The following is a 16,118-nucleotide window of genomic DNA, read 5'->3' on the forward strand; positions in this document are numbered from 1 at the left end:
GGGTATACCGGATAAAGCATGCCGGTCAGACGGCCATACAGGCCGCGAACAGCTAAACGGGGAAAAGCATATCTTGCGCAAGCAACAACAGGCGAAGGGCAAGCGCGCCAAATGGCTGGCGGCGATCTTTCTGGCCAGCACCTTGCTGGTGGTCGTGCTCGACCTGGCCGGAACCCGTCGTCAGGGTGAAAGCGAGGCACGCAACCAGGCAGCCGGCTTGTCCGAGCTACTGGAAGAGCGGCTATCGTCCGGCTTGCGCGAAACCAGCCTGATCCTGAAAAGCGCCAGCGACAGCACCCTGGTGCAGCTGCTGCTGAACAAGCACATGCTGTCGCAGGAACAGGAGCAGCGCATCGACCTGCAGATGCACGGCAAGCTGCGGCAAATGCCCTATCTGAAGCAGATCGACATTCTGGATAGCTCCTGCTACCTGCTGTATTCCAGCCAGAAGCACAGTCCCTCCTCCCAGCTGAAAACCGACTATTGCCGCTGGTATCACCGCAATGGTGCCCAGGACAGCAGCTTTACCTCCACCCGCAGCGAACAGGGCCAGGATGGCATCGTGCTGGTACAAAAGCTGCTGAACCAGGATGACGAGGCCATCGGCATGGTGGTGGGCGTGCTGGACCGGCATTTCTTTCAGGCTGAAGTCGCCAAGCTGCCGGTCGGCCGTTTCGGCGAAATCCTGGTGCTGGATCAGCGCCAGATGCTGCAAGCCAGCTGGCCTGCCCAGGCAGGCCGGATGGATCAGCCGCTGAACGAGCTGCAAAGCACCGAAGTGCTGGACCGCCACGATAATTACCTGCAGTTTCGCGCCCGCTCCATCCTGGACCAGGAAATGCGGCTTTACAGCTCGCGCCTGATGGAAGGCTTTCCCTTCCGCGTGGTGGTGGGCATTGCCGAACGCGATTTCACCCGCGCCTATAACGACAAGGCCACGCTGGCCGTTCTAGCCTGGCTGTTTACTGCCGGCCTGACCATGCTGACCCTGCGCAACCATCTGGCCAGCATCCGCCAGAACCGCTTGCTGTCCACCAGCGCCGCACGCATCCGCGAAAGCGAGGAGCTGGCCCGGCTCACCCTGGACACCGCGCCGGTGGCGCTGCTGCTGGTGGCGACCGACACCCTGCGCATCCTGCGGGCCAATGCCCCGGCACGCGAGATGCTGCAGCTGCCAGCCGCGCCGCAGCGTGCGGATGGCCAGACAGCGATGCTGGACCTGCCACTGCAGCTGGCCCCGGTCTGCGACTGGCTGCGCAGCGGCGAAATCGTTGCCAACCGCGAAGCCGAGCTGGAACGCGCCGACCAGAGCAAGCTGTGGGCCATCGTCTCGGTCGAGCTGATGCCGCAGCAGCAGATTCCGGCGGCACTGATTGCCCTCTACGACATTTCCGAACGCAAGGCCCTGGAAAACGAGCTGGAAGAAAAGAACCGCCTGCTGAACGAGATGGCCATTACCGACCCGCTGACCCGGCTGAGCAACCGCCGCCATGCCGACCAGACCCTCAAGGAAGAATTGCAGCGCTGCGAACGCTACAGCCAGCCGATGTCGGTGGCCGTGTTCGATATCGACCACTTCAAGCAGTTCAATGACAGCTTTGGCCACCAGGCTGGCGACAATGTGCTGCTGGCCGTGGCCAATGCCGCGGTGGACTGTACCCGCAGCACCGATGTCTGCGCCCGCATCGGTGGCGAAGAATTCCTGGTGATCTTCCCCTGCACCCGCCTGCGCGATGCGGAAAAAGTCATGGCACGGGTACAGCAGGTGCTGGCCGGCACGGTCTTTCCGTTTACCGACGAGAAAGTGACCTTCAGCGGCGGCATTACCGCCTGGCGCCCCGGCGACACGCCGTCCGGCATGCTCAGCCGCGCCGACAAATTGCTTTATCAGGCCAAGATGGCCGGGCGCGACCTGATGCTGAGCGACGGCAACCCCGACTGAGTTTCAGCCGGTCGTCTCCAGCGCCTGTGACAGCAGGCGCAGCATGGCGGCCGTGGCCCCCCAGATGGTGAACTGCTGCCACTGCATGGCCAGATAATGCCCGGCCACCCCGTCGCGCACATAGCTGTGCTTTTCATACTGCCGGCCATCCAGCGCCAGTTGCAGCGGCAGTTCGAACACCTCGGCCACCTCGCCCGGTTCCGGACGCAGCTGCAAGGGCGGCTGCAGCATGGCCACCACCGGCGTCACCACAAAGCCGGTGATGGTCACGTACTGCGGCAAAGTGCCCAGCACCACCACCTGCTCTTCCGCCAGACCGATCTCCTCGCGCGCTTCGCGCAGGGCGGCGGCGATGACCGAACGGTCCTCGGCATCCACCTTGCCCCCCGGAAAACTCACCTGGCCGGCATGGGTCGACAAGGACTCGGTACGCCGGGTCAGCAGCACGGTGGGGCCGCTATCGTGCCAGACCAGCGGCACCAGCACGGCTGCCGGTCGCTGGCCCTCCTGCACGCCACGCCAGGGAATGTCACCGGCCTGTCCATCGAAGACAAAACCGGCCAGGCGCTGGCGTATCCAGTCCTGGGCTTGTTCTCTGTCCGCCGGCCACATGGCTGTCATCCTTCTTATTTGGTGTGCGGGCCTATCTTGGGCAGCGCCAGTTCGCTCCAGTGTGCAAACAGGCGCAGCGCCAGTCCACCCAGAAACAACAGCTGCAACAGCAAGGTGCTGACCCAGGTCAGCTGGTCCAGCACAAACAGTCCACCTGCTACCAGTATGGACACCGTTCCGTAAAAATCCTTGTGCAGGATGAAGGGAATGTCATTCACCATCATGTCGCGCACCACGCCGCCACCGACGGCGGTGATGAAACCCAGCAACACCACGCCGAAAGCGTTCAGGTCATACATCAGCCCGACCTGGGCACCGGTGATGCTGAAGGCCACCAGGCCCAGCGAATCGGCAATGATGAACAGCCGCTCCAGCGTGCGGCTTTGCCGCCGGTGCAGGCGCAGCAGCGCCGAAACCAGCAAGGTGGCGGCGATGATGGCCAGACTGGTGTAATCGAAAAACACCAGCGGCACCCTGGCCACCAGCACGTCGCGGATGATGCCGCCGCCGATGGCGGTGAGCAGGGCCACCACCACGATGCCCAGCAGGTCCAGTTGCTTGCGCACGCCGATCAGATAACCGGAAAAGGCAAAGGCAACGGTGCCCAGGGCGGAAAACACTTCCATCTGAAAAAAGCGGCTACTGATTTCCATCACAGACCATCATCAACAAAAACGCCAGACCTTGTCAGGCCCGGCGTCGGGTTTTGCTTATGCATTCCGCGGAATGCCGTTCTTGCCGCCTTAGCGGCGCATGGAATCGAAGAAGGCCAGATTGGACTTGGTGGCCTTGATCTTGTCCTGCAGGAATTCCATCGCCTCGATGTCATCCATCGGGTACAGCAGCTTGCGCAGTACCCAGATGCGTTGCAGCTGGTCTTGCGGCACCAGCAGTTCTTCGCGACGGGTACCGGAGCGATTGATGTTCAGTGCCGGGAATATGCGTTTTTCCGCCATGCGACGATCCAGATGGATTTCGCAGTTGCCGGTACCCTTGAATTCTTCGTAGATCACATCGTCCATGCGGCTGCCGGTATCGATCAGCGCGGTGGCGATGATGGTCAGGCTGCCGCCCTCTTCCACATTACGCGCGGCACCGAAGAAGCGCTTGGGGCGCTGCAGGGCGTTGGCATCCACACCACCGGTCAGCACCTTGCCCGAAGCCGGTACCACGGTGTTGTAGGCACGCGCCAGACGGGTGATGGAGTCCAGCAGAATGACGACATCCTTCTTGTGCTCGACCAGACGCTTGGCTTTTTCAATCACCATTTCAGCCACTTGCACGTGGCGGGTGGCCGGCTCGTCGAAGGTGGAGGATACAACCTCGCCCTTTACCGAACGCTGCATTTCGGTCACTTCTTCCGGACGCTCGTCGATCAGCAGCACAATCATCACCGCTTCCGGGTGGTTGGTGGTGATGGCGTGCGCGATGTGTTGCAGCATGACCGTTTTACCGGACTTGGGCGGCGCCACCAACAAGGCACGCTGACCTTTGCCAATGGGGGCAATCAGATCGATGATGCGGCTGGTGATGTTTTCCTCGCTACGGATGTCGCGCTCGAGCTTGAACTGCTCGGTCGGGAACAGCGGCGTGAGGTTTTCAAACAGGATCTTGTGCTTGGAGTTTTCCGGCGGCTCGCCGTTGACCTTGTCCACCTTCACCAGGGCGAAGTAGCGCTCGCCATCCTTGGGCGTGCGGATCTCGCCTTCGATGGAGTCCCCGGTGTGCAGATTGAAGCGGCGAATCTGCGACGGGCTGACATAGATGTCATCCGGGCCAGCCAGATACGAGGTATCCGGGCTGCGCAGGAAACCGAAACCGTCCGGCAGCACTTCCAGGGTGCCCTCGCCGAAGATGCTTTCGCCTTTTTTGGCCTGGTTTTTCAGAAGCGCAAAAATGAGGTCTTGTTTGCGCAGGCGGTTCGCGCCCTCGATCTCGTTGGAAATAGCCATTTCCACGAGCTGGGATACATGAAGGTGTTTGAGATCAGATAAATGCATAGCGGCCGTTGGTCGACTCGTAAAGATTGAGCAGAACGCTGTTTGTGGGGTGTAGATGCGGATACGAAACAGGCGGCTGATGTGCCGCCTGCTTGAAGAATGTTCAGATGAGAATAGACGCTTTAGATGTGGCTGTCAATGAAGGCGGCGAGCTGGCTCTTGGCCAGTGCGCCCACCTTGGTGGCGGCAACCTGGCCGTCCTTGAAAATCATCAGCGTCGGGATGCCGCGAATGCCGAATTTCGGCGGGGTCAGCTCGTTCTGGTCGATGTTGAGCTTGGCCACTTTCAGGCGACCGGCGTATTCCTTGGCCACTTCGTCCAGGATGGGGGCGATCATCTTGCACGGACCGCACCATTCCGCCCAGTAGTCGACCAGTACCGGCACATCGGCCTTCAGGACGTCTTGTTCAAAGGAGTCGTCGGTTACGTGCAGGATAAGATCGCTCATGGCTTCCTCTAGTATTCGGGGTGGTTTGCAGTGTCGTTGACCGCTGATGTTAACAATTGGCTGCCTGCGGGGCAACCGCGGCTTTGCCGCCCTGCCGGCCGGCGCGGTGCTCTGCAGCCACGGCCATCTTCAGACAATGGGAGCGGCAACGGCGCTTTTCAAGAGTCCGCCAAGGCCGCTGCCAGCAATTGGCGGGTATAGGCCTGCCGTGGCGCCGCGAACAACTGGCCGGCAGCCCCCTGCTCCACCACCCGTCCGCCCTGCAATACCAGCACCTGATGCGCCACCGCGCGGATCACCGCCAGATCATGACTGATGAACAGATAACTGAGGCCGTATTTGCGCTGCAGGCTGCGCAACAGCTGCAGCACCTGTTTTTGCAAGGTGGCATCCAGCGCACTGGTCGGTTCGTCCAGCAGCAGGAGCTTGGGCTTGAGAATCAATGCCCGGGCGATGGCAATACGCTGGCGCTGACCACCGGAGAATTCATGCGGATAGCGCTCCATGCATTCATGATGCAGGCCCACTTCGGCCAGGGTGGCCACCACCTGCTGGCGGATTTCGGCGTGGCTGAGCTGCGGCTGGTGCCGTTCCAGCCCTTCGGCCACGATCTGCCCCACCGTCATGCGTGGCGACAGCGCGGCGAACGGGTCCTGGAATACCACCTGGAAATCCTTGCGTGCCCGGCGCAGTGCGCCGCCGCGCAAGCCCTGCAGATCGACATCATCCAGGCTGATCTCGCCGCGGCACGGCAACAGCCGCAGCAGGGCCAGGCCCAGCGTGGTCTTACCCGAGCCCGATTCCCCGACAATGCCCAGTGTCCGCCCGGCGGGCACGCTGAGTGACACATCCTGCAACACCGTCTGCTCGCGCCGGCGCAGCAGGCCGCTTTTCTGGACATAGCTGACCGCCAGATTGCGCGCCAGCAGACGCGGCGGCATGACTGGGGCGGCTTCCTCGTCCAGCACATCCGGCCGGCTGGCCAGCAATTCGGCGGTATACGGGTGGGCGGGCTGGCGGAACACCTGTGCCACCTTGCCACTTTCCACCACCAGGCCGCCGCGCATCACCACCACCTTGTCGGCAAAGCGCCGCACCAGGTTGAGGTCGTGGGTGATGAACAGCACCGCCATGCCCAGTTCCTGCTGCAATTCGTCCAGCAGTTGCAGGATTTGCGCCTGCACCGTCACATCCAGTGCCGTGGTGGGCTCATCGGCAATCAACAGGCGCGGCTGGCAGGCCAGCGCCATGGCGATCATCGCGCGCTGGCGCTGGCCGCCGGACAGCTGGAAGGGGTAGCTGTCTATCTTGTCAGCCGCCTCGCTGATGCCGGTACGCAGCAACAGGCGGATGGCCTCGGCCCGCGCTTCACGGGCATTCAGTCCCAGATGCAGGGTCAGGGTTTCGCCGATTTGCCGGCCAATGGTGAACAGCGGGTTGAGCGCATGCATGGGTTCCTGAAAAATCATCGCGATATCGCGGCCACGTATCTGGCGCAGGCGCTTTTCGCCGGCTCCCAGCAGCTCCTCACCGGCCAGGCGGATGGAGCCGCTGAGCCGGACATCGGGATTGAGCTGCAGCAGGGCCTGGGCGGTCACGGTTTTGCCGGAGCCGGATTCACCCACCAGCGCCACCTTTTCGCCGGCGGCCACGCTGAAGCCCACCGAGGACAACACTTGCTGGCGGCCAAAGTGGGCATTGAGCGCGGCAACGGTCAACAGGGTTTCCATCTCAGCCTTTCCGGGTATCCATGGCGGCACGCAGCCCTTCGCCGATGAAGATCAGCAATAGCAGGGTGGTGGTGAGAACGGCGAAGGTGGGCAGGGCAATCCACCAGGCGTCCAGATTGTCCTTGCCCTGTGCCAGCAGCTCGCCCAGGCTGGGCGTGCTGGATGGCACCCCCAGACCGAGAAAATCCAGGCTGGTGAGTGCCAGAATCGCCCCGCTCACCCGGAAGGGCAGAAAGGCCAGCACCGGTGTCAGGCTGTTGGGCAGCAAATGCCGCCACATGATCTGCAGGCTGTTCAGCCCCAGCGCGCGCGCCGCCAGCACATATTCCAGCTGGCGGTTACGCAGGAACTCGGCACGCACATAATCGGCCAGCCCCATCCAGCCGAATACCGTCAGCAGCAATAACAGCAGCAGCAGGCTGGGCTTGAACAGCGAGGCCAGGATGATCAGCAGGTAAAGCTCGGGCAGGCTGCCCCAGATTTCCAGCAGTCTTTGCAGCACAAGATCGAACTTGCCGCCGAAAAAACCCTGCAGCGAGCCGAACAGCACCCCCAGCAGCGTGCCGGACACGGTCAGTGCCAGTGCAAACAGCACCGACACCCGAAAGCCGTAGATCAGCCGTGCCAGCACGTCCCGCCCGCGATCATCGGTGCCCAGCACATTGTCAGCCGACGGCGCCGCCGGGTTGGGGTTGTCGGCAAAATAATTCACCGTGTTGTAGCTGTAGGGATTGGGCGCATAGACGGCAAAGTTGCCCGGCCGGGCAAACTGGTCCTGGATGAAGGGGTCGAGATAATCGGTGGCGGTGTCAAAATCGCCGCCGAATGTGGTTTCCTGGTAATCGAACAGCAGGGGGAAATACAGCTGGTCGTGATAGCGCACCACCAGCGGGCGGTCGTTGGAGAGCAGCTCGGCCCCCAGCGACAGTGCAAACAGCAGCAGGAACAGCCACAGGCTGTAAAAGCCGCGCTTGTGCTGGCAAAAACGCCGCCAGGCGCGCTGACCGGGAGTGAGACCGGGCACATGGCTCATCGCTCACCTCCCTCGAAGCTGACACGCGGGTCCACCAGCACATAGCTCAGATCGGACAACAGCTTGGCCAGCAAGCCCAGCAGGGTGAACACATACAGGCTGCCCATCACCACCGGGTAATCGCGGCGCATCACCGACTCGTAGGACAGCAGGCCCAGCCCGTCCAGCGAGAACAGGGTTTCGATCAGCAGGCTGCCGGTAAAGAAGGCGCCGATAAAGGCCGCCGGAAAGCCGGTAATCAGCGGGATCAGCGCATTGCGGAAGACATGGCGGTACAGGATGGCGCGTTCCGACAAACCCTTGGCGCGCGCGGTGTAGACATACTGGCGGCGGATTTCTTCCAGAAACACATTCTTGGTGAGCATGGTCATCACCGCCAGATTCCCCACCACCGAGGCGGTCACTGGCAGCACGATGTGCCACAGGTAATCCAGCAGCTTGTCGATGAAACTGAGGCTGGACCAGTTGTCGCTGACCAGGCCGCGCAGCGGGAACAGCTGCCAGAAACTGCCGCCACCGAACAGCACCAGCAAGGCCACCCCCAGCACAAAACCGGGAATGGCATAGCCGACCAGAATCAGCGTGCTGCTGGCCAGATCGAACAGGCTGCCGTCACGCACCGCCTTGGCAATGCCCAGCGGAATGCACAGCAGATAGGTGATGAAAAAGGTCCACAGGCCGATGCTCATCGACACCGGCAGCTTGGACAGGATCAGCTGCGCCACCGACTGGTGATGGAAAAAGCTCTCGCCCAGATCAAAGCGGGCAAAACCGGCCAGCATGTGGCCAAAGCGCTGCAAGGGCGGCTGGTCAAAGCCATACAGCTTGCGCAGTGCCTGCAACTCTTCCGGTTGCAGCCCGCCGCGGCTCTGATACGGGCTGCCGCTGCTGACCGTCTCGCCGGCCACACCGCTGTGGCCCAGTTGCTGCACCATCTGCTCCACCGGTCCGCCCGGCACCAGCTGGATGATGGCAAAGGTGAGCGCCAGCACGCCGATCAGGGTGGGAATCATCAGTAACAGGCGTTTGAGGATATAGCGCCACATGCTCATTTTTTCTCCCACCAGGTTTCGATGGCCCACATGGTCGGGCTGTAATACAAAGGTAGCTTGGCCGGCTGGCCAAAGCGGTTCCACCAGGCCATGCGGTAATAAGGCAGATACCAGTTGGGCAGCAGGTAGTAGCCGGCACGCAAGACCCGGTCCAGCGCCCGGCTGGCCGCCTGCAACTGGCGGCGGTCGGCAAACTGCTGGAAATCGGGCAGCAGGGCCTCTACCGCCGGATCGCACAGCCCGGCCCAGTTTTGCGAACCGGGGGTCTGCGCCGCCTGACAGCTGTGGTAGTCCAGTTGCTCGTTGCCCGGGCTATTGCTGGCGCCATACACCACCACCGTCATGTCGTAGTCGAAATCATTCAGCCGGCGCTGGTAGATGGCCGGGTCCACCAGCCGCACCGTCAGGGTGATGCCCAGCTTGGCCAGATTCTGCTGCCAGCCGCTGGCCACCCGGTCGTATACCTTGGAATAGGTCAGAAACTCGATGCGTAGCGGGCGGCCGCGATGGTCGACCAGCAAACCGCCCTCGTAGCGCCAGCCCGCCTCGAACAACAGCTGGCGCGCCTGGCGCAGATTACGGCGGATGCCATAGCGGCCATCGGTAAACGGTGGTTCCACCGGCAGGCCGAACACCACCGGGTCCAGCTTGTCCTTGATCGGATTGAGCAGCTTCAGCTCGTCCGGCCCCGGCAGACCGCTGGCGGCCAGATCGCTATTGGTAAAAAAGCTGTTGCTGCGCCGGTACTGGCCATAAAACAGGTTACGGTTGGCCCATTCGAAATCAAAGGCCAGGCTGATGGCCTGGCGCAAGCGCTTGTCGGCAAACTGCTGCCGCCGCAGATTGAACACAAAGCCCTGCATGCCGGCACTGAGCTGGTGCGGCAGGGCTTTCTTGATGATGCGGCCATCGTCAAACTTGGGGCCGACATAGCCGCGCGCCCATTGCTTGGCCATGTTCTCGGCCGACACATCGAACTCGCCGGCCTTGAAGGCTTCCAGCCGGGCGGTTTCGTCCTGGTAATAGCGGTAGCGGATGCGGTCGAAATTGAACATGCCCCGGCGAACCGGCAGCCTGGCTGCCCAGTATTGCGGATTGCGCTTGAAGCTGATGTTCTTGCCCAGGTCATAGCGCTCCAGCACATAGGGGCCGGAGCCGACCGGTGGCTGCAGGGCCACATCGGCCAGCGATTTGCCGGCAGCAATCCATTGCCGGGAAAACACCGGCAGCTGGCACAGCGTCATGTGCAGCTCGGAATTCCGGCGCTTGAAGTCAAAGCGCACGGTGGCGGCATCCACCGCTACCGCCTGTTGCACATCGGCCCAGTAGACGCGGTATAGCGGCGTGGCCGCCGGGTCGCGCGTCAGGGTATTGAAGGAGGCCACTACATCGGCAGCCTGCACCGGGCGGCCATTGGCAAAGCGCGCCAGCGGGTTCAGGTGAAAGCGTACCGACAACTTGTCGGCAGCCAGCTGCATGTCGTCGGCCAGCAGGCCATAGCAGCTATAGGGTTCGTCCTCGCTGGACACGCCCAGCGTATCCAGCAACAGCGCCTGTACGCCATCGGCCTTGTCCCCTTTCAGGGTGAAAGGATTCAGCGTGTCGAAACTGCCCTGCGCCGGCAATACCAGTTGCCCGCCCTTGGGCGCTTGCGGCTCGACATAGTCAAAATGTGTAAAACCGGCGGCGTATTTCGGGGTATAGCCCATGGCCTGAGCCGGAGCAGCCATCCCCCTGGCAGCCCACAGCAGCAGCAAAACCCCTAGCCAATGTTGTTGTTTCATATTGTTGTGACTGCTTACGCATTAATCATGACTAGCTTATCATTGCGGTTTTCCGTTTTGCGGCTGCCGGCGACAGTCTGCCGCCCAGCCCGGGCAGAACGGGATAATCATGCATTGTGGACAGGATAGCCTGTTTCCGGCTGGCGGCGGAACGCTCCAGCCCGTGGCGCACGGCCTGTTACCACGATATAAACCTTTTTCCGACCGTCTGCCGGACGCGCGATTCGCGGCCTTGCCGCCTCGTGCACGACGGCTGTCGGACAATCCCCACGACAGCGTAGTGCAGGCTTGGGTATAATGCCCCCCTGTTTCTACCAAGAAGGACTCCAAATGGGCTTTCTGCAAGGCAAAAAAATTCTGATTACCGGCATGATCTCCAACCGCTCCATCGCCTATGGCATCGCCCAGGCGTGCCACAAGCAAGGCGCGGAGCTGGCTTTCACCTATGTGGTGGACAAGCTGGAAGACCGTGTACGTGAAATGGCCAAGGATTTCGGCAGCGAGCTGGTTTTCCGCTGCGATGTGCAGAGCGATGATGAAATCAACCAGCTGTTTGTCGATCTGGGCAAGCAGTGGGATGGTCTGGACGGCCTGGTGCATGCCATTGCCTTCGCCCCGCGCGAATCGCTGGAAGGCGACTTCCTGGATGCGCTGACCCGCGAAGCCTTCCACACCGCGCACGATGTTTCCGCTTACAGCTTCCCGGCGCTGGCCAAGGCAGCACGCCCGATGATGCAAGGCCGCAATGCCGCCCTGCTGACCCTGTCCTATCTGGGTGCCATCCGCGCCATCCCGAACTACAACGTGATGGGTCTGGCCAAGGCCAGCCTGGAATCGTCGGTACGCTTCATGGCCGCCAGCCTGGGCAAGGACAATATCCGTGTCAACGGCCTGTCCGCCGGTCCGATCAAGACCCTGGCCGCTGCCGGCATTTCCGGCTTCTCCAAGCTGCTGTCGATTGCTGCCGGCCAGTCCTGTCTGCGCCGCAACGTCACCACCGAGGAAGTGGGCAACACCGCAGCCTTCCTGCTGTCGGACCTGGCCTCCGGCATTACCGGTGAAATCACCTATGTTGATGCCGGCTTCAGCATCAACTCGATGAACGTACCGGACGCCTGAGTCATCCCGGCCTAGCCGGCTGCACTGCTGACAGGTCTGCCACGGGGCGGCTTCCTTGACCGGAAACCGCCCCGTTTTGCTGTGCGCGCCCCGCCGGGTTCAACCAAATGGTGGATGGTGCCGCCAGCGCCGCTCTCGCACACTGACCGGGCCATTACCCAATCAGGAGAACAGCATGAGCAGCCAACCCGTATTCATTCCCGTCGGCGATCTGGCCGATGGTTTCGCGCCGGACAGCCACATCCTTCCCGGCACAGCAGTCCTGCAAGGGCGAAAGTTTGTGCTGCACTTTGCCGATGGCAGCAGCGCCAGCCTGCAGGTGGGCGAGCAGGAGTGCCAGCTGACAAGCCTGGGCCAGGGCAGCGCCGAGGGCTTTGTCGGTCAGGGCGCTTACCGCGCCAGCAGCCTGCGCCCCGGCATCGTGCTGCTGGACTTCATCCCGCGCCAGGCACATGGCCATTCGCTCAGCCTGGTACTGGATCTGAGCGCTGCGCTGTTTACCGCGGTGGCCGGCCAGCTGCCCAGCGCACAGGAAGTGGCGCAGTCCGCCTTCAGCCGCGTCAATCAGGGCCAGGAACTCACCGCAGTGCGCTGCCAGTTTGCCCATGGCAGCCTCGATCAGCCACTTGCGGCCAATACCCCCCTGCACCATGTCACCGATGAGTTGCTCGGCCTGCGCAACCTGTACCGCTACAGCCCCACCGAGTGTTACGAGCATATCTATCTGAACAGCCACTTTTATACCTGGCAGTGCCTGCAAGGGGTGGAACAGGGGCTGGCCGATGTAGACCGCTGCCACTACTTCAAGCTGGACCACGAGCTCTACCTGTTTGTCTGGCGCGAGAAAATCATCCCCACACTGGGCGTGGTGCTGATCGACCTGCAGCAACTGAAAACCGATGGCAAGATTTTCGGCTATCAGGGCAATGACTTCAGCGCCATTGCCAATTTCCCGGTGGGTGCCAGGACACAGATCCTCAACCGCACCAGCCACCCGCTGCACGACTGAGGAGCGGCCATGCCCAACCCAGACTTTGCCGGCAAGGTGGTGCTGGTGACCGGCGGCGCGCAAGGCATAGGCGCCGCCATCTGCCAGCTGTTTGCCCGCCATGCCGCCACGGTGGTGGTGGCGGACTTGCAGGGCGAACTAGCCCAGGCCACGGCCGCAGCCTTGCGGGCGCAAGGGCTGCAGGCCAGCGCCTGCCAGTGCGATCTGGCCGAACCAGAACAGGCCGCCGCACTGGTAGGCCGCGTGCTGGCACAACACGGCCGGCTGGATGTGCTGATCCACAATGCCGCCTATTTCCCGCTGACGGCGTTTGCCGACATCCGCCCGCCCCTGCTGCAACGCACCCTGGCCGTCAACCTGCAGGCACTGTTCTGGCTGAGTCAGGCCGCACAAGCGGCCATGCGTCGCCAGGGGGGCGGACGCATCATCGCCACCTCATCGGTAACCGGCCCGCGGGTTGCCTATCCGGGGCTGGCGCATTACGCGGCGTCCAAGGCCGGGGTCAACGGCTTTATCCGTGCCGCCGCACTGGAACTGGCGGCGGATCGCATCACCGTCAACGGGGTGGAGCCGGGGATGATACGCACACCAGCCATGGATAATCTGGGCGATGCCGACGTGAATGCGGCCATTGCCCGCGGCATCCCGCTGGGCCGGCTGGGCGAGCCGGGCGATATCGCGGCAGCCATGCTGTTTCTCGCCTCCGACGCGGCTGCCTACATCACCGGCCAGACCATCGTGGTGGATGGCGGTGCCACCTTGCCGGAGAGCAGCGCCGTCATGCCCTGATCGGCTATGGCGCAGCCAGTTGGCAGCAGTTAACAGCGCGGCCAGGCGCGCAGCTGCCGACAGCACCTGCAGTCGAGCCAGGAGGCTCAAGGCCGCAGCAGCGGTTTTATTCCCGGCACGCAACAAGACCGCCACCCGGCGGTCTTGTTGCTGGCATGCTGTCACAGCTGACTGTAAGCCAGCGTCGGTACATCGACGATGCTGGAGCCGCCATCCGCCACAATGGCGGCGCCGGTGATGATGCTGGCCTGCTCCGACAGCAAAAAGCGGCATACCGCGGCGATTTCCTCTGCGGCCGCGGCGCGGCGCAAGGGCACGTCGGCCGTCACCCGGGCATAGGCTTGCTGCAGGCTGTCGCCATAGTGCTGCATCAGCGGCTGCATTTCCTCGTCGGCCATCGGCGTCTTTACCCAGCCGGGGCAGACCGCATTCACCCTCACCCCTTGCGGGCCATAATCGCGCGCCAGCGAACGGGTCAGGCCGATCAGCGCATGCTTGGCCGTGGTATAGCCACAGACTTCCGGGCCGGCGGCCAGCGAGGCAATCGAGGCCAGCAACACCACGGCCCCCCGGCTGTTGATCAGGGCCGGCAGGCAGGCGCGCGTGCTGACAAAGGCCGAATCCAGATTGGCACGCATGGCCGCCTGCCATGCCGCATCGTCGGTAGCCAGCGCACTGCCCATGCCCAGACCACCGGCGCAGCACAACAGGCCGTCAATCCGCCCGTAACGCTGCATGATCCGGGCCAGCAATGCCTGCCAGTCGGCACTGCTGGCGGCATCGCCCACCAGGGCCAGCGCGCCGCAGTCCTGTGCCACTGCCTGCAAGGGCGCAGCGCGGCGGCCGATCAATACCAGGGTGTGGCCATCGGCAGCCAGCAGCCGGGCGCAGGCGGCCCCGATGCCGCTGCCGGCTCCGGTAATGACGATGGTTCTGGCGTGTTCGCTCATGTCTTGCTCCTGTTGGTGGACAAGGGCCCAGTCTAGGCCGCGGCACGACTGCCCCCCATCCATCAAATGGTGGACAGCCACCTGCACAAACAGCGAGGTACTTGGGTTGCAGGAAACTGAATGTTAAGATGTTAAAAACATTGCCCATCCTGTGCCCCATGTCCAAACAGAGTCCCCAAAACCAGCACCGCCTCCCCCAGCATTTGTTGCGCGCCCGCGAAGCGGTGATGGCCTACTTCCGTCCCCTGCTCAACAGCGTGGGTCTGACCGAGCAGCAATGGCGCATCTTGCGGCTGCTGGATGATCGCGGCGAAATGGAAGCCGGCATGATTGCCGACCTGGCCTGCATCCTGTCGCCCAGCCTGACCGGCATTCTGGTACGCATGGAAAAGGCCGGCCTGGTGCAGCGCAGCCGCGACAAGGTGGACAGCCGCCGGCTGATCGTGTCCTTGTCCAAGGAAGGTCGCCGCCTCACCCGGCAGGTGGCGCCGCTGTCCACCGCCTGCTACGAGCAGATCGAAGCCCATTTCGGCGAGGAAAAACTGGAGCTGCTGATCAGCCTGCTGAACGAGCTGGAACAGCTGCCCGCCCCCCAGCCCGGCGTACTGCTGGGCAGCACGCTGGAGGAAGCTTAAGGTCCTGCCGGGCCGGGTGCGTACGCTACGGTACGAAAACCGATATGGCTGCTGCCCAGGCTCAATTCCTGGGCATGACGGGCACTGGGCCGGTAACGCTGGCAATACAGCGGCGAACACAGGAAGGAACCCCCCTTGATGGTGCCCAGCTTGCTGCCACGCGCCTGCAATGACAGGGCAGCTTCCAGATTCAGCGCCGGCTGCGCCGTGGCAGCGGGCAGCGGCGTACTCCAGTCATCTGCCGTCCATTCCCACACATTGCCGATCAGGTCGAACAGGCCATAGCCATTGGCGGCAAAACAGCCCACCGGGGCGGTAGCGGCAAAGCCATCTTCAGTATTGTTCTTGAAGGGGAAAGGCCCCTGCCAGGTATTGGCCATCTGCCTGCCCTGTCGCTGCAGGCTGTCTCCCCAGGGAAAACGGCTGGCGACAGCGCCACGCGCGGCATATTCGAACTCGGCCTCGGTAGGCAGGCTGCGCCCGGCCCAGCGCGCATAGGCCATGGCATCCTCGCGGGCGATATGCACCACCGGGTGGTTTTCCCGGCCGCGCCAGCTGCTGCCCGGCCCTTCCGGCTGCCGCCAGTTGGCGCCGGGAACAAAGTGCCACCAGTTGACTTGGTCCGGGTCCAGCCGGCTGGGCATGATGAACACCATGGAGCCGGGCTGGCGCAGCCTGGCTGGCACATCAGGGTAGTGCCGGCCATCCAGCCCGCGCTCGGCCAGGGTGCGATAGCCGGTGGCGCGCACAAAGCGGGCAAACTGGGCATTGCTCACTTCGTGTCTATCCATCCAGAAGCCTTTGAGCTGGACCTCGCGCGCCGGTGCTTCTTCCGGATAGGCATCATCCGCCCCCATGATGAAGCGCCCGCCCGGCACCCAGCCTTGTGCCGCCGCCTGCGTGCCGGGCAGCCCGTCGTAGCGGCGACAGGCTGCGGCACTGCCCAGCAGCGGGGCCGCTGCTGCCGCCAGGCTGAGGCATAGCCATCCCCCAGCGATCAAGCCACGCAGCATG

The 16,118-nt window shown here is 62.9% G+C and carries 15 protein-coding genes; 5 read left to right on the forward strand and 10 right to left on the reverse strand.

What is annotated here, in order from left to right; translation table 11 throughout:
* Nucleotides 1-73: 73 nt before the first annotated feature.
* Nucleotides 74-1,942: a sensor domain-containing diguanylate cyclase gene (locus DFR38_RS07425; RefSeq protein WP_110313218.1), complete on the forward strand. Its 1,869-nt coding sequence runs from the start codon at nucleotides 74-76 to the stop codon at nucleotides 1,940-1,942.
* A gap of 3 nt (nucleotides 1,943-1,945) precedes the next feature.
* Here DFR38_RS07425 and DFR38_RS07430 read toward each other — a convergent pair whose 3' ends face one another.
* The 8 genes from DFR38_RS07430 to DFR38_RS07465 form a co-directional block, all read right to left on the reverse strand.
* Entirely contained in the window at nucleotides 1,946-2,554 is a 609-nt protein-coding gene (locus DFR38_RS07430; RefSeq protein WP_059287587.1) for a CoA pyrophosphatase, read from the reverse strand.
* 14 nt (nucleotides 2,555-2,568) lie between these two features.
* Nucleotides 2,569-3,207: a trimeric intracellular cation channel family protein gene (locus DFR38_RS07435; protein ID WP_059287586.1), complete on the reverse strand. Its 639-nt coding sequence runs from the start codon at nucleotides 3,205-3,207 to the stop codon at nucleotides 2,569-2,571.
* Nucleotides 3,208-3,297: 90 nt separating this feature from the next.
* Nucleotides 3,298-4,554, reverse strand: a complete 1,257-nt coding sequence (rho, locus tag DFR38_RS07440) for a transcription termination factor Rho (protein ID WP_110313219.1) — start codon at nucleotides 4,552-4,554, stop codon at nucleotides 3,298-3,300.
* A gap of 122 nt (nucleotides 4,555-4,676) precedes the next feature.
* Nucleotides 4,677-5,003 (reverse strand): thioredoxin TrxA, encoded by a 327-nt coding sequence (gene trxA, locus DFR38_RS07445; protein WP_045847065.1) that lies wholly within the window; start codon nucleotides 5,001-5,003, stop codon nucleotides 4,677-4,679.
* A gap of 158 nt (nucleotides 5,004-5,161) precedes the next feature.
* The gene (locus tag DFR38_RS07450; RefSeq protein ID WP_110313220.1) at nucleotides 5,162-6,733 is read right to left on the reverse strand and encodes an ABC transporter ATP-binding protein; all 1,572 of its coding nucleotides are present in this window, start codon (nucleotides 6,731-6,733) and stop codon (nucleotides 5,162-5,164) included.
* A gap of 1 nt (nucleotide 6,734) precedes the next feature.
* The gene (locus tag DFR38_RS07455; RefSeq protein WP_110313221.1) at nucleotides 6,735-7,766 is read right to left on the reverse strand and encodes an ABC transporter permease; all 1,032 of its coding nucleotides are present in this window, start codon (nucleotides 7,764-7,766) and stop codon (nucleotides 6,735-6,737) included.
* Nucleotides 7,763-8,812: a microcin C ABC transporter permease YejB gene (locus DFR38_RS07460; protein ID WP_059284731.1), complete on the reverse strand. Its 1,050-nt coding sequence runs from the start codon at nucleotides 8,810-8,812 to the stop codon at nucleotides 7,763-7,765. The genes DFR38_RS07455 and DFR38_RS07460 overlap by 4 nt, the downstream gene beginning before the upstream one ends.
* 2 nt (nucleotides 8,813-8,814) lie before the next feature.
* A complete protein-coding gene (locus tag DFR38_RS07465; protein ID WP_059284730.1) occupies nucleotides 8,815-10,602 on the reverse strand; it encodes an extracellular solute-binding protein in 1,788 nt (595 codons plus the stop codon).
* Nucleotides 10,603-10,932: 330 nt separating this feature from the next.
* Here DFR38_RS07465 and fabI point away from each other — a divergent pair, with 330 nt between their 5' ends.
* From fabI to DFR38_RS07480, 3 genes are all read left to right on the forward strand, one after another.
* Complete coding sequence (gene fabI, locus DFR38_RS07470; RefSeq protein ID WP_059284729.1) at nucleotides 10,933-11,721, forward strand: enoyl-ACP reductase FabI; 789 nt, start codon at nucleotides 10,933-10,935, stop codon at nucleotides 11,719-11,721.
* A gap of 175 nt (nucleotides 11,722-11,896) precedes the next feature.
* A complete protein-coding gene (locus DFR38_RS07475) occupies nucleotides 11,897-12,730 on the forward strand; it encodes a MoaF C-terminal domain-containing protein (RefSeq protein WP_059284728.1) in 834 nt (277 codons plus the stop codon).
* Between the two features lie 9 nt (nucleotides 12,731-12,739).
* Nucleotides 12,740-13,519 (forward strand): SDR family oxidoreductase, encoded by a 780-nt coding sequence (locus DFR38_RS07480; RefSeq protein ID WP_110313222.1) that lies wholly within the window; start codon nucleotides 12,740-12,742, stop codon nucleotides 13,517-13,519.
* 161 nt (nucleotides 13,520-13,680) lie between these two features.
* On the opposite strand, the gene DFR38_RS07485 is transcribed toward DFR38_RS07480, so the two are convergent.
* A complete protein-coding gene (locus tag DFR38_RS07485) occupies nucleotides 13,681-14,469 on the reverse strand; it encodes an SDR family NAD(P)-dependent oxidoreductase (protein ID WP_059285030.1) in 789 nt (262 codons plus the stop codon).
* Nucleotides 14,470-14,627: 158 nt separating this feature from the next.
* Here DFR38_RS07485 and hpaR point away from each other — a divergent pair, with 158 nt between their 5' ends.
* A complete protein-coding gene (gene hpaR, locus DFR38_RS07490) occupies nucleotides 14,628-15,104 on the forward strand; it encodes a homoprotocatechuate degradation operon regulator HpaR (RefSeq protein WP_059285031.1) in 477 nt (158 codons plus the stop codon).
* Here hpaR and DFR38_RS07495 read toward each other — a convergent pair.
* The gene (locus DFR38_RS07495) at nucleotides 15,101-16,117 is read right to left on the reverse strand and encodes a formylglycine-generating enzyme family protein (protein ID WP_110313223.1); all 1,017 of its coding nucleotides are present in this window, start codon (nucleotides 16,115-16,117) and stop codon (nucleotides 15,101-15,103) included. The genes hpaR and DFR38_RS07495 overlap by 4 nt on opposite strands.
* Between the last annotated feature and the right edge of the window lies 1 nt (nucleotide 16,118).

Origin of the sequence: Aquitalea magnusonii (assembly GCF_003202035.1) — a bacterium.
Lineage (GTDB): Bacteria > Pseudomonadota > Gammaproteobacteria > Burkholderiales > Chromobacteriaceae > Aquitalea > Aquitalea magnusonii.

Coding starts and splice junctions, on each gene's coding strand:
- DFR38_RS07480 (WP_110313222.1), top strand. CDS start 12,740: ATGCCCAACCCAGACTTTGCCGGCAAGGTGGTGCTGGTGACCGGCGGC.
- DFR38_RS07460 (WP_059284731.1), bottom strand. CDS start 8,812: ATGTGGCGCTATATCCTCAAACGCCTGTTACTGATGATTCCCACCCTG.
- DFR38_RS07475 (WP_059284728.1), top strand. CDS start 11,897: ATGAGCAGCCAACCCGTATTCATTCCCGTCGGCGATCTGGCCGATGGT.
- trxA (WP_045847065.1), bottom strand. CDS start 5,003: ATGAGCGATCTTATCCTGCACGTAACCGACGACTCCTTTGAACAAGAC.
- DFR38_RS07450 (WP_110313220.1), bottom strand. CDS start 6,733: ATGGAAACCCTGTTGACCGTTGCCGCGCTCAATGCCCACTTTGGCCGC.
- DFR38_RS07455 (WP_110313221.1), bottom strand. CDS start 7,766: ATGAGCCATGTGCCCGGTCTCACTCCCGGTCAGCGCGCCTGGCGGCGT.
- DFR38_RS07495 (WP_110313223.1), bottom strand. CDS start 16,117: ATGCTGCGTGGCTTGATCGCTGGGGGATGGCTATGCCTCAGCCTGGCG.
- rho (WP_110313219.1), bottom strand. CDS start 4,554: ATGCATTTATCTGATCTCAAACACCTTCATGTATCCCAGCTCGTGGAA.
- DFR38_RS07485 (WP_059285030.1), bottom strand. CDS start 14,469: ATGAGCGAACACGCCAGAACCATCGTCATTACCGGAGCCGGCAGCGGC.
- DFR38_RS07465 (WP_059284730.1), bottom strand. CDS start 10,602: ATGAAACAACAACATTGGCTAGGGGTTTTGCTGCTGCTGTGGGCTGCC.
- DFR38_RS07435 (WP_059287586.1), bottom strand. CDS start 3,207: ATGGAAATCAGTAGCCGCTTTTTTCAGATGGAAGTGTTTTCCGCCCTG.
- DFR38_RS07430 (WP_059287587.1), bottom strand. CDS start 2,554: ATGTGGCCGGCGGACAGAGAACAAGCCCAGGACTGGATACGCCAGCGC.
- hpaR (WP_059285031.1), top strand. CDS start 14,628: ATGTCCAAACAGAGTCCCCAAAACCAGCACCGCCTCCCCCAGCATTTG.
- fabI (WP_059284729.1), top strand. CDS start 10,933: ATGGGCTTTCTGCAAGGCAAAAAAATTCTGATTACCGGCATGATCTCC.